Annotated in this window: 11 protein-coding genes; 4 read left to right on the forward strand and 7 right to left on the reverse strand. The window is 65.7% G+C overall.

Going from position 1 to position 11,989, the window contains the following annotated elements:
• Positions 1-44: 44 nt before the first annotated feature.
• The 3 genes from AC6UUM_RS06815 to AC6UUM_RS06825 are packed head-to-tail and all read right to left on the reverse strand — an operon-like array spanning position 45 to position 1,334.
• Positions 45-548: an SRPBCC domain-containing protein gene (locus tag AC6UUM_RS06815; protein WP_500804574.1), complete on the reverse strand. Its 504-nt coding sequence runs from the start codon at positions 546-548 to the stop codon at positions 45-47.
• On the reverse strand, positions 545-877 hold the full coding sequence (locus AC6UUM_RS06820) for an ArsR/SmtB family transcription factor (RefSeq protein ID WP_500804575.1): 333 nt from the start codon (positions 875-877) through the stop codon (positions 545-547). Before AC6UUM_RS06820 ends, AC6UUM_RS06815 begins: the two co-directional genes overlap by 4 nt.
• A 1-nt stretch (position 878) precedes the next feature.
• Positions 879-1,334 (reverse strand): VOC family protein, encoded by a 456-nt coding sequence (locus AC6UUM_RS06825; RefSeq protein WP_500804576.1) that lies wholly within the window; start codon positions 1,332-1,334, stop codon positions 879-881.
• 129 nt (positions 1,335-1,463) lie between these two features.
• On the opposite strand from AC6UUM_RS06825, the gene AC6UUM_RS06830 reads away from it, so the two are divergent.
• The 3 genes from AC6UUM_RS06830 to maiA are packed head-to-tail and all read left to right on the forward strand — an operon-like array spanning position 1,464 to position 4,157.
• Entirely contained in the window at positions 1,464-1,901 is a 438-nt protein-coding gene (locus AC6UUM_RS06830; protein ID WP_500804577.1) for an acyl-CoA thioesterase, read from the forward strand.
• Between the two features lie 9 nt (positions 1,902-1,910).
• Positions 1,911-3,479 carry a glutamine-hydrolyzing GMP synthase gene (gene guaA / locus AC6UUM_RS06835; protein ID WP_500804578.1) on the forward strand — a complete coding sequence of 523 codons (1,569 nt, stop codon included), beginning with the start codon at positions 1,911-1,913 and terminating at the stop codon, positions 3,477-3,479.
• A gap of 36 nt (positions 3,480-3,515) precedes the next feature.
• The gene (maiA, locus tag AC6UUM_RS06840; protein ID WP_500804579.1) at positions 3,516-4,157 is read left to right on the forward strand and encodes a maleylacetoacetate isomerase; all 642 of its coding nucleotides are present in this window, start codon (positions 3,516-3,518) and stop codon (positions 4,155-4,157) included.
• Between the two features lie 6 nt (positions 4,158-4,163).
• Here the strand turns inward: maiA and AC6UUM_RS06845 are convergent, their stop codons facing one another.
• Genes AC6UUM_RS06845 through AC6UUM_RS06855 form a run of 3 tightly spaced genes read right to left on the reverse strand, consistent with a single transcriptional unit; the run spans position 4,164 to position 10,834 of the window.
• Positions 4,164-6,155 (reverse strand): TonB-dependent receptor, encoded by a 1,992-nt coding sequence (locus AC6UUM_RS06845; RefSeq protein WP_500804580.1) that lies wholly within the window; start codon positions 6,153-6,155, stop codon positions 4,164-4,166.
• Positions 6,156-6,201: 46 nt separating this feature from the next.
• Positions 6,202-7,653: an aminopeptidase P N-terminal domain-containing protein gene (locus tag AC6UUM_RS06850; RefSeq protein ID WP_500804581.1), complete on the reverse strand. Its 1,452-nt coding sequence runs from the start codon at positions 7,651-7,653 to the stop codon at positions 6,202-6,204.
• Positions 7,654-7,669: 16 nt separating this feature from the next.
• Positions 7,670-10,834 carry a WD40/YVTN/BNR-like repeat-containing protein gene (locus tag AC6UUM_RS06855; RefSeq protein ID WP_500804582.1) on the reverse strand — a complete coding sequence of 1,055 codons (3,165 nt, stop codon included), beginning with the start codon at positions 10,832-10,834 and terminating at the stop codon, positions 7,670-7,672.
• Positions 10,835-10,985: 151 nt separating this feature from the next.
• Between AC6UUM_RS06855 and AC6UUM_RS06860 the strand changes: the two genes are divergently transcribed.
• Positions 10,986-11,231 (forward strand): hypothetical protein, encoded by a 246-nt coding sequence (locus tag AC6UUM_RS06860; protein ID WP_500804583.1) that lies wholly within the window; start codon positions 10,986-10,988, stop codon positions 11,229-11,231.
• A 20-nt stretch (positions 11,232-11,251) separates the two neighbouring features.
• Here the strand turns inward: AC6UUM_RS06860 and AC6UUM_RS06865 are convergent, their stop codons facing one another.
• Positions 11,252-11,989, reverse strand: coding sequence for an SDR family NAD(P)-dependent oxidoreductase (locus AC6UUM_RS06865; RefSeq protein WP_500804584.1), 738 nt, complete (start codon positions 11,987-11,989; stop codon positions 11,252-11,254).

Genomic DNA, 11,989 nt, shown 5'->3' on the forward strand with positions numbered 1-11,989 from the left:
ATAAAGGCCCGACAAGGGGGCAGCGGCGGTCTGGCTGATTCAGCTCAGCGGATGGCAAAGCTGCGCAGTTGATCGGCCCACCAGCGGCCGAGGCCGGCGAGAAAATCGCGCGGGGGTTGCTGGTGGCGGGCCGGATGGTCGGGGCGGATGTCGCGCCAGCCGCTGTGGGTGACGGTGACCAGGGTGGTGCTGCCATTGGCGACGAAGCTGACGCTGACCAGGGTGATCTCTCCGGCCGCGAAATTGCTGCCGCGCCAGTTGAAGGCGAGGGCGTGCGGCGGGTCCCAGTGGGTGATGCGGCCGATTTCGAAGACCGATTCCACGCCGTCGCCCGTGATCGATTCAAAGACGCGGCCGTCGATGCCGGGCTCGAGGCAGATGATGCCACGGTCGCCGGGGAGGTTGCGAAAGCGAGGGCCGCGCTGCCACCAGCGGTCGATTTCCTGGGTGAAGGCGGCGAAGACACGCTCCGGGGTGCCACGCACCGCCATGGCGATTCGGGCCTGATCGGCGCCCGTGGTGGGGGCCGGTGCAGAGGAGGGGCTCAACGATCCTGCTCCAGATGTTCGGCAAGGCCAGTCAGTTGCACCTGCCAGAAGGCTTCGACCTCGTCGAGCCAGGCCCGCAAGGTCGTGAAAGCTTCGGGGCGCAGGCTGTACAGCCGCACCCGCGCATCATGATCGGGATGCGTATCGCTGATGATCCCGGCCTTGCGCAGCAGGCGCAGGTGGCGGCTCAGCAGGGCTGGTTGCAGGCCGAGCGCTGTCGCCAGTTCCCCGGCGCGGTGCGGGCGCTGGCGCAACAGCAGGACGACGTTGCGCCGTGTCTTGTCGGACAGGGCAGCGAAACTGGCATCGATGGCGCCGTCGCCGGGCAATTCACTGGCCCTTGAGGCGCTGGGTGAACCACCAGAGATGGCCTTCGGGGTCTATGGCGCCATAGCTACGGTCAGTCCAATAATCCTCGCCATAATCATGGATGGAAGGTTCATCGGCGATGGTGGCCCCGGCGGCACGCGCCTGGGCGCAGTGAACTTCGACATCATCGACGAACAGCATCAGCCCTTGCGTGTTGCTGCGGCCAACCGACAGCGGGCTCTTGAAATCAATGCCCCAACGGTTGGCAGCGCCGATGCGCTCGCCGTTCACCATGATCAGGCTTTCACCGAAGCGCAGCTCGCTGTGGGTGATCTCGCCGTCTTCGCCTTCGACCTTCAGGATGATTTCGAATCCGAACGCCGCGCACAGCCAGTCGATCATGGCGGCGGCGTCCCGATAATAGAGGCTGCTGGCGATGCGGGGCCAGCCCTTGGGCGGTGGAACTGAGGCGTGCATGAACAATCTCCGTGATCGATAGATGGTAGAATTCACAAATATTGACACATATGTCAAATAGATTCCGATGCGGATTGATCGGTGGCCGGCCACTTTGCGGCGGGACAATTTGCTGGCAAATGGGCCGGCATGAGCAGGGCCGACTATGCGGTGTTTCGCGCCATCCCGACGCGGTGGCTGGACAATGATGCCTATGGGCATGTCAACAATGTGGTTTATTATTCGTGGTTTGATACCGCGGTGAATGCCTGGCTGATCGAAGCCGGGCTGCTCGACATTCACAATGGCAATCCTATCGGGTTGGTCGTGGAGTCGGGCTGTCGCTACGCGCGATCGGTGGCGTTCCCGCAAATCGTGGAGGCCGGGATCCGGATTGCGCGGCTGGGCACATCCTCGGTGCGCTGGGAGGTCGGGCTGTTCACGCAAGGCCATGACGGGCCGGCGGCGGAGGGGCATTTCGTGCATGTCTATGTCGATCGCACCACCCGCCGCCCGATGCCGCTGCCCGATGCGTGGCGCAGCGTGTTGGCGCCGCTGGTGGTTGCGCGCGCTGCCGACACGCCTTAAGCGCTCGCGATGACCACGCCCCCAATCCGCCCTGATGATTCCATCCTGATCCTCGATTTCGGCAGCCAGGTGACGCAATTGATCGCCCGGCGCATCCGCGAGGCCGGTGTCTATTGCGAGATCGTGCCGTTCGCCAAGGGCGGTGTGGCCTACACCCGCATGCAACCGCGCGGCGTGATCCTGTCGGGCAGCCCGGCCAATATCAGCGATGAAAATGGCCCGCGCATTCCCGACAATGTGCTGGCCGCCGACGTGCCGCTGCTCGGCATCTGCTATGGCGAACAGTCGCTTTGTTACCAGCTCGGCGGTTCGGTGGTGGCGTCCGATCATCGCGAGTTCGGCCGCGCCGAGATCGAGATCGTCGATGATTGCAGCTTTTTCGCTGGCGTCTGGGCCAAGGGCGACCGGCCGACGGTGTGGATGAGCCACGGCGACCGCATCGAGGCCATTCCCGCAGGCTTCCGCGCCGTTGCGATCAGCGCCGGCGCGCCCTTCGCTGCGATCGCCAACGACGAAGCCCGTCGCTATGGCGTGCAGTTCCACCCGGAAGTCGTGCACACGCCCGATGGCGCGGCGCTGCTGAAGAATTTCGTCATCAATGTCTGCGGCGTCACGCCGAACTGGTCCATGGCCGGATTCCGCGCCGCGAAAGTCGCCGAAATCCGCGAACAGGTGGGCAATGCGCGGGTGATCTGCGGGCTTTCGGGCGGTGTCGATTCGGCGGTGGCCGCGGTGCTGATCCATGAAGCGATCGGCGATCAGCTCACCTGCGTGTTCGTCGATCATGGTCTGATGCGGCTGGGCGAAGCCGAACAGGTGGTCAGCCTGTTCCGCGAACATTATCATATCCCGCTGGTGCATGTGGAGGCCGAGGCTTTGTTCCTCGATGGCCTGGCCGGCGTCACCGATCCGGAAGCCAAGCGTAAGTTCATCGGCAAGACCTTCATCGAGGTGTTCGACGCCGAAGCCAAAAAACTCGGCGGTGCCGATTTCCTCGCCCAGGGCACGCTCTATCCCGATGTGATCGAAAGCGTATCGTTCACTGGCGGCCCCAGCGTGACGATCAAGAGCCACCACAATGTCGGCGGCCTGCCCGAGCGCATGAAGATGAAGCTGGTCGAACCGTTGCGCGAACTGTTCAAGGATGAAGTGCGCCGCCTGGGTGTCGAGCTTGGCCTGCCACCGGCGTTTGTGGGCCGCCATCCGTTCCCCGGCCCCGGCCTTGCCATCCGCATCCCCGGCGAAGTGACGAAGGAGGCGTGTGACACACTGCGCAAGGCCGATGCCGTTTATCTCGACGAAATCCGCAAGGCCGGGCTGTATGACGAGATCTGGCAGGCCTTTGCCGTGCTGCTCCCGGTGCGCACCGTGGGCGTGATGGGCGACGGCCGCACCTATGATCGGGTGTGCGGCCTGCGCGCCGTCACCAGCGTCGATGGCATGACCGCCGATGTCTATCCGTTCGATGCCGGCTTCCTGACACGTTGCGCCACCCGCATCGTCAACGAGGTGAAGGGCATCAACCGCGTAGTGTATGATTATACCTCGAAACCGCCTGGCACCATCGAGTGGGAATGATGATCGGACCGCGTGGGTGAACCGGCGGGTTGCGGCATGAGCCTGGTTCTGCACGGCTATTATCGCTCGTCGGCGGCGTTTCGCGTGCGGATCGCGCTGGCGCTCAAGGGCCTTGCCGCAGATCAGGTGTTCCACCACCTGCGGCGCGGCGAACAGCGACTGCCCGACTATCTGGCCATCAATCCTCAAGGCATGGTGCCGGCACTGACAACGGACGGTGCGCTGCTCACCCAGTCGCTGGCGATCATCGAGTATCTGGATGAGACCGTCGCCGGTACACCATTGCTGCCTGCCGATCCGTTGGGCCGGGCGCGGGTACGGGCGCTGGCGCAAATGGTGGCCTGCGATATCCACCCGATCGACAATCTGCGCGTGCTGAATTACCTGCAGGACAAACTGGGCCAGGATGAAGCGGCCGTCGCAGCTTGGTACAATCACTGGATCGGCGCTGGCTTCGACGCCATCGAACAGCGGCTGGCCGAACCCGAAACCGGGCAATTCATGCATGGCGACACCCCGACGCTGGCCGATATCTGCCTGGTGCCGCAGGTGTTCAACGCCGGCCGGTTCGCACTCGATCTGGCACCCTACCCACGCATCCGGCGCGTGTATGCGGCGGCGATGGCGCTGCCGGCCTTTGTGCAGGCGGCACCGGCGCAGCAGCCGGACGCCGAGTGATCGGCATCAGCAGGGCGAGCGCGCCAGCACCAGGCCAAGCCGCACCGTGCGGCCGGGCAGCGGCAGGCCCAGTTGCGGCAGCAGCACGGCATTGGTGAGATTGTCCACGGCGGCGGTCGCCGAGAGGCGCGCGCCGCTGATGCAGGCGACGGGCAGACGGGCGCGCAGATTGACCTCCGTGGCCGGTGGCAGGCGCGCGAGGCTGCCATCGATGCCAAGATCGCGCGCCGGGCCGAGGCGGCGCAGTTCGGCGCGCAGGTCGATGGCCTCGCCCAGCGCCCAATCGATGGCCGCCATCACCTCGTGAAATGGCCGCTGCACCTGCGGCTGTCCTGCGGCGCTGGCATCGAGCGCGGTGCCGGTCACCTCGAACGTCAGCCCCGGCGCCACCTTGATCTGCGCGGCCACATCGACGCCGAAGCTGGTGGCTGCACTCTGGTTGAAGCGTTGCCGAAGATTGACGCCGTTCACCCGCACCATGCGCTGCCCGATGCTGCCATGCGTGCGCGCCCAGAACGGGTTGAGGTTCAGCCGCAAGCCGTCCACAGCCCAGGTCAGTTCGGCATCGGCCAGCCAGACCTGTTCGGGTTCCAGCGCCGGATTGGGCAGGAACCGGCCCAGCGCCTCCCCAAATAATTCGCGCGCCGAAGCAAAGCGATTCCGCCGCCCGCCCGACACGGTGAGATCGAGCCCGGCCGCCAGCGGGGTTTTCAGCGCGGCGGAAAAAGCCGCGGCCTGGCGCACTGGTTGGACCGGCTTGTCGCCCGTGCGCGGGTAGGAAGCGCGGTCCAGCGCCACGCCAAGCGTCAGGGCCGCGCCGGCGATCGGCACATCGGCCTCGACACCGCCCGATGCCAGCATCTGGGCAAAGCGCAGCGTCGGCCCCGGCGTGCCGGGCGGGAAGGCGGTGTCGGTTTGCAGATGGTCGCCGCGCTGACTGGACAGGCTCCAGCGCAATGTCGCCGGCCCGGCCTGGTGGGTGAGCGTGAAGCGGCCACCGACCATGTCGTCATCATTTTCCTCGCGGCCGCGCAGCGTGGTGTAGCTGGCGTCGCGATAGGCATCGATGCGTTGGCCGAACCATTGCCGCCACACCACGGCGCGGGCGGTCGCGCCGCCCAGCCCGGCTTCCACCGCCGCCTGCGCCTGGGTCAATTGCCAATCCGGATAACGCCAGAAGCGCGGCGCCGCGACCGCCGGGTTGCGATCGGATTCGGGCGCGATGCCGCGGCGGGCATCGATATGGAGCAGGCTGGCACGCCAGTTCACAACGCCGGCGCTGCCGCCGATGCCGCCGAACAGGCTGGTGGCGGCCAGATCGGTATTGAGCCGGCGATTGCTGGCCGGCTGCGTGAACGGCAGTGCCGAATTGCGGGCCACGACAGCCGCATCCTGCGCCTGGTGCGCCGCTGCCAGCGTGAGGTTGAGTTTCCCGACCGGCACGGCCGCAGCCGCCGACAGGTTGGTCAGACCATGGGGCCCAGCCTGCGCCTGCGCGACGGCGCCGGTCAGCCGGCTTTGCAGATCGACCACGCCAGCCACGGCATTGGCGCCATATTCGATGGCGCCGGCGCCCTTGCGCACGGAAAGGCTGCCGATGATGCCGGCCGGCAGCAGGCCGAGATCGATGCGGCCGTCCCACGGCACCGCCAGCGGCGCGCCATCGAGGAACACCAAGGTCTGCCGTTCGTCGCCACCGCGCACCCGCGGTGAGGTCTCGCCGCGCGAATTGGTGCGGATCGACACGCCGGGCAGGCCGCGCAAGGCATCGGCGACGCTGCGCGGCTGGCGATCGAGCAGGGCTTCGGGTTTCAGGCCCACCAGCGGCGTGGCAACGCGGCCGGGCAGCGCCGGCGCGGTCACCGTGATGAACGCGGCTTCCGGCGTTTGCACAGGCGGCGGCGCGGCAAGCTGCGCGTCCGCCGCCCCGGCAAGCAGCAGACAGCCCAGGGCGAGAAGCGCACGCTTGCCCACCCTTGTGGACGATCCTTTGGTCATGGCCTCACGGCGTATAGAGTTGCCATGCGGTCAGGGCAATGGCCGATCAGCGCCGCGGCGGTGGCACGAAAATGGGCTGCAAGGTCGCGGGCTGGCGGCGCAGCGCCTCCACCTCGTCGATCTCGATCGGAATGAAGCGCGTCAGCCATTCATGGCCGGTTTCGGTGACCAGCACATCATCCTCGAACGCCACGCGGGTGCCGTTCACCACGGCGCCCTGCTCGATGGCGATCACCATGCCGGGCTTCAGCGGCCCGACATAATCGCCATTCTCATGCACTTCCATGCCGATGAAATGGCCGATGCCATAGGTGTAGCTCTCGTCCCAGCCGCCCTTCTTGCGCAGTTCGGTTTCGGCGATCTGCTGCAGTTGCTGCCAGGTGACGCCCGGCTTGACCGCCGCGATCACCGCCTTCTGCACGTCGAGCACGCCCTGATAGACCTTGCGCTGTTCCGGCGTGAACTTGCCGTCCACCGGCACGGTGCGCTGGGTATCGGCCGAATAATGGTTCATCGCCGCGCCGGTATCGATATGCACCAGATTGCCGGCCTGGATGCGGGCATCGCCCTTGCGCGCCGCCTCTTCCTCGGCGGTGGTTTCCCACTTCAATTTCTCGTTGAGATTGCTGGCCACCATCACGCCGGTGATGAAGCCCAGCGTCGCGCCTTGCAGCCGATAGACATGATCGATGGTGTGCATCACCTGCAGGGTGGTCAGGCCGGGCCGCGCCAGCTTCATGCCTTCCTGCAGGCCCAGGCCGGTGATGGCGATGGCCTGATCGAGATTCTTGCGCGCGAAACTGTCGAGGATCATGCGCATCGGATCGAGGATATCACCGGCATCGCGCACCGCAATCTCGCTGCTCGCCGCGCGGATGCGATCGACAAAGGCCAGCCGCGGCGCCGGCGGCTCGTTCAGATTTTCAAAGCGCGGGTAGTTGACGTAGAGCAATTTCTCTTTGTCACCCCAGCCGCGCGCATAGTCCGACGCCACTTCCTTGAAGCGCAATTGCGTGATGCGCAGGTTGCGATAATCGCTGACCGCGCTGCTCATATGCTCCAGGAACCGGCTGCGCGGGAACACATGCTTAATGCCGGACAGGCGCGTGGCCTCTTCCGGCTTCATGTCGGTATAGAGCACTTCCTTGTAGGTGCTGCCGCCGGGATTGATCACCAGCACATGGCCGGGAGGTTCGGCATCGTAAATGCCGGTCAGATAGACGAAATCCTTGTTTTCGGTGTCGTCGGTATAGCCTTCATAGCGGTTGTGCTGTGATCGGTCGGCGCTGGTGATCACCGCGAGGCCGCCCTTCATCTGGCGCGCGAATTGCGCCCGGCGTTCGATCGCCGCCTCGCGATGGCCTTCGCGAAACTTGAGCGCCTCGAACGACAGCAGCCCGCCGCCGCCATCCGCCGCAGCGGGTGTGGCCATCGCCGCCAGCCCCAGTAACCCCGCGCCCAGGGCGAGGTGGACAATCCTGCGTTTCGGGCCTGTCATAATGCGTCTCACTTTCTCACGGTTGGGCCGCAGCAACGGCGGCTGGCGGCAGTTGCGGCAGGGCCGGGGCCGGCCACGCCACACCAGCGGCGGTCGTGGCCGCCTGCAGCGCCGGCAGCTGTACGGATACCAGCGCGGCAATCGCCTTGTAGAGCGTCTGCACATCGCCCTGCGCCGCCTGGGTGAGTTGGCGCTGCGCCGGATCGGGTGCGGCGGTATATTCCTGCGTCGATGAATAAAGCCGCTGGGTCAGGTCAGCGAGCGGCAGGAAGGTTTCCTGCTGGGCAATGCCGTCCTCGCGGCCGTTGAGCACGACATTGAGGCGATCGGCCTCCTTCATCGCGGTTTCGGCGCGGGCCAGCAGTGGGCGGGCTGCCTTGGCATCCTTCAGCGCCTTCACCAGCGCCGTCGTCTGGGTCAGGCTGGCGCTCACCGCCTTGTTCGCATGATAGGTGGCGGCCACCAGCTTGGCCTGCGCGGCCAACAGGCTTTCCAGCGCGGCGCTGTCGGCGCTGCTGATGCTGATACCGGGATCGAGGCGCACATCGAGCGGCTGGGTATGCGCCTGATCGCCCACCTTCAGGCGGATCTGATAGCGGCCGGGCACCACGAACCGCCCCTGCAAGCGGCGATAGGCGTTCGGGCTGTCGTTGGCCGGCGCATCAAGGCGCAGATCCCAGATGGCGCGTTGGGCGCCGCGCTTGGCCGTCGGTTGCGCCAGGGTGCGCACCAGAGTGCCGCTGCCATCCAGCACCTCGATCGCCACCGGTTGCCCGGCGGCCTGCGTGCCGATCCAGTAATCGATAATGGCGCCGCGCGGCGGGTTCTTGGTGGTGAAATACATGTTCCCGGCATTCTTGCGCCCACGGTTCACATCGCGGATCTGCGTGGCGCGGCGCGGTGGCGCCAGATAGCTGTGGGACGCGACCACCTCCGGCGTCAATTTCTCGACCAGACCCAGCTGATCGAGCACCCAGAAACCGCGGCCGTGGGTGCCGATCACCAGGTCATTCTCGCGCGGGTGGACGATGATGCCCTGCACCGAATTGGTCGGCAGGCCAGCGCGCAGCGGCAGCCAGCTGCCGCCGCCATCGCGCGAGAAATACACGCCCATATCGGTGCCGACAAACAGCAGTTCGCCATTCTTCGGATGGGCGGTGATGCTCTTGGTTGGGCCAAAGGCCGGCAGATCGGCGGTGATGTTGCGCCAGGTCACGCCATAATCGTCGCTGCGCACCGCATGCGGGGCAAAATCATTGTCCTGATGGCCATCGAACACCGCATAGAGCGTGGCTTCCTTCGTCGGCGACCAGGCGACCATGCCGACCTTCTTCTGATTGGCGACGCCGGGGAAGGACGCGGTCTTGGTCCAGGTGCGGCCATCATCGCGGCTGACCTGGATCAGGCCATCATCGCTGCCGGTGGCCAGCAAGCCGGGGCGCACGGTCGAGACCGCCACGCTGTGGAGATTGCCATAGAGCGCGGTGCTGGCATGCAGATCGATCGCCGTAGCCGGCTGCACCTTGCCTTGCAGGGGCAGATTGTCCCGGCTGAGCTGGCGGGTCAGATCCGGGCTTATGCGTTCCCAACTGTCCCCGCGATCGCGGCTGCGGAACAGCACATTGGCGCCGAAATACAGCGTCTTGGGATCATGCGGCGAGATCACGAACGGCGCGCTCCAGTTCCAGCGATAGGCCGGGAACTCGCTCTGCTGCGGCTGCCACGGCTGGATGCGTTTTTGCGCCTGGGATTTGCGGTTGGTGCGCACCAGATTGCCATATTGCGACTGGGAATAGATGATGTCCGGGTCGGTCGGATCGGCCACCGCATAAAATCCGTCGCCGCCGGACAGGAAGGCGAAATCCTCGTTGGCGATGCCGTCGTCGAACCGCGTGCCGATCGGTCCACCCCACGATCCATTGTCCTGGGTGCCGCCATAGACGTGATAGAAGGGCTCCTGCATGTCGGCTGCGACGGTGTAGAGCTGCATCAACGGCAGGTTCGATTGCCAGATCCAGCGCTTGCCGCCGTCGCGCGAGGTGTACATGCCGCCATCATTGCCGAGCAGCAGATGGTCGCTGTCCTTCGGGTTGATCCACATCGTATGATTGTCGGCATGGACCTGGTTCGGCAGGATGTTGGTGAAGGTCTTGCCGCCATCGTCCGATCGCGACAGCGGCGTCGTGGGCTCATAGAGTCGTTCCGGATTTTTCGGATCACAGAAGATTTCGCCATAATACCAGTGGCTTTGCATCTGAGCGTTGCGCCGTTCCCAGCTGTTGCCGCCATCCTTGGACTGGAAGGTGCCGCCATCGGGGCCAACCGCGGTCGCATACATGGTGTCGGGATTGTTCGGGCAGAAGGTGACGCCCACCCGGCCGACCGCCGTGGTCGGGAAACCATTGCCGACCCGCACCCAGCTGTCGCCGCCGTCGGTGCTGCGCCACAGGCCGCCTTCGCCGCCGCCGCCGATCATGCTCCACTGGCGGCGTTCGCGCTGGAAGGTGGCGGCATAGAGGATGTTGGGATTGTTCGGGTGCATGGCCACGTCCACCACGCCGGTGAACTTGCTCGGCCGCAGCAGCCGCGTCCAGGTCTTGCCGCCGTCCCGGGTGCGATAGAGGCCGCGTTCCTCGCTGGGGCCCCATAGCGACCCCAGCGCCGCGACGAACACCGTGTTGCTGTCCTTGGGGTGCACAATGATGCGGCCGATGTGGCGGCTTTCGGTCAGGCCCATATGCTCCCAGGTGGCGCCGCCATCGCGGGACCGGTACACGCCGTCGCCATATTGCGAGCTGCGGACATTGTTCTGCTCGCCGGTGCCGATCCAGACGATGTTGGGGTCGCTGGCATCGAGCGTGACTTCGCCCATCGAAATGGTGGAGCCCTTTTCGAACACCGGCGTCCAGGTTGTGCCGGCATTCACCGTCTTCCACAGGCCGCCCGACGCGCTGGCGGTGTAGATGATCCGCTGATCGGTGGGATGCACGGCAAAGCGCGTGACGCGGCCGCTCGACATGGCCGTGCCAACCTCGCGCCATTGCAGCGCGGTCAGATCCGCGGCCGTCAGTCCATCCGGCGCGGCGGCCCAGCCGGCCGACGCGAGCAGGACCGCAGCAAAGGCGGCCGTGGCAAACCGCGCGTGGCGCAGCGGGGACATCGGATGTGCGGGTGCGGACATGTCAACACGTCTCCATGCGGTAACGGCAGAACGGGCTTCGATTGCAACACGCTGAAGCAGCTTTACACAAAAAAGGCATGGGGGCCGCCTCAGGGGGAGACGAGACGGATCCCATTGCGCAGAAACTGGACCGGACATCTTCAACACGCTGGTGATTGAAGCGGACATCGGCCCGTGCTGCAAGCGGACGCCTTGGCCAGACCCGGCGTTGGAAGCGGAAATTGGCGCCAGCGAAGCTGAAGCGGCTGACCGCTTCGTAAGCGCCCGACCCGGTGTTGCCTTCCACGGCGAACGACGGCGCTGGGTCGAACTGCGGCACCATCGGCGGATCATTGTCGACCAGGTTGCGCATGCCGGCCTCCTGTTCCTTTACGATCGCGATGATCTGCTCGTCTGAAAATCGGCTCCGCTTCATGCTCAAATCCACGACTCCAGCCGCGTGTTCATCACCAGCTCCGCAACGGCGCTGCTGTTCGGCAATCGCAGCAGGAAGGCCACGGTCTCGGCGATCGTGGCCGGCGCAATCCGGTCCTGCCGCGGTGTGACGCCGGGGATATTGGCAATCAGATCAGTGTCCACCGCCCCCGGGCACAGCGCCGTCGCCCGCACGCCCTGTTCATGGCCGGCAAAGCGCGCGGCGTGGGTGAGCGCCACCACGGCGTGCTTGCTCATCGTGTAGCCGATCGAAACGCCGGGCCGATAGCGTTTGCCGTCGGTGGAGGCGATGTTGATGATGCGCCCGTTGCCCGCGCTGGCCAGATGCGGCAACGCATGGCGGATCAGGCGGAACGGCGCCTTGACGTTGATGGCCCAGATTTCATCGAGCAGCGCCTCGTCACCGTGATCGAAATCGATCTGGCGCAGGATACCGGCATTGTTGATCAGGGCATCTATGCGGCCGAAGCGCGCGACCGTCGCCTCCACCCAGGCCAGCGCCGTGGGCGGTTCGGCGGCGTCGAAAGCATGGACGAAGGTGGTGGCCGGATCGAAGCCGTCCAAGGGCAAGCGGGCAAGATTGCGCAGCCCCAGCGAGAGCGCATAGCCCTCGCTGGCCAGTCTGCGGGCAATGGCGAGGCCAATGCCGCGCGACGCCCCCGAGATCATCACCACCCGGCCAGCGGGCTCCAACATCGGCGAAGGCGCAGCTTCGGCCAT

It is taken from the genome of Sandarakinorhabdus sp., assembly GCF_987265915.1.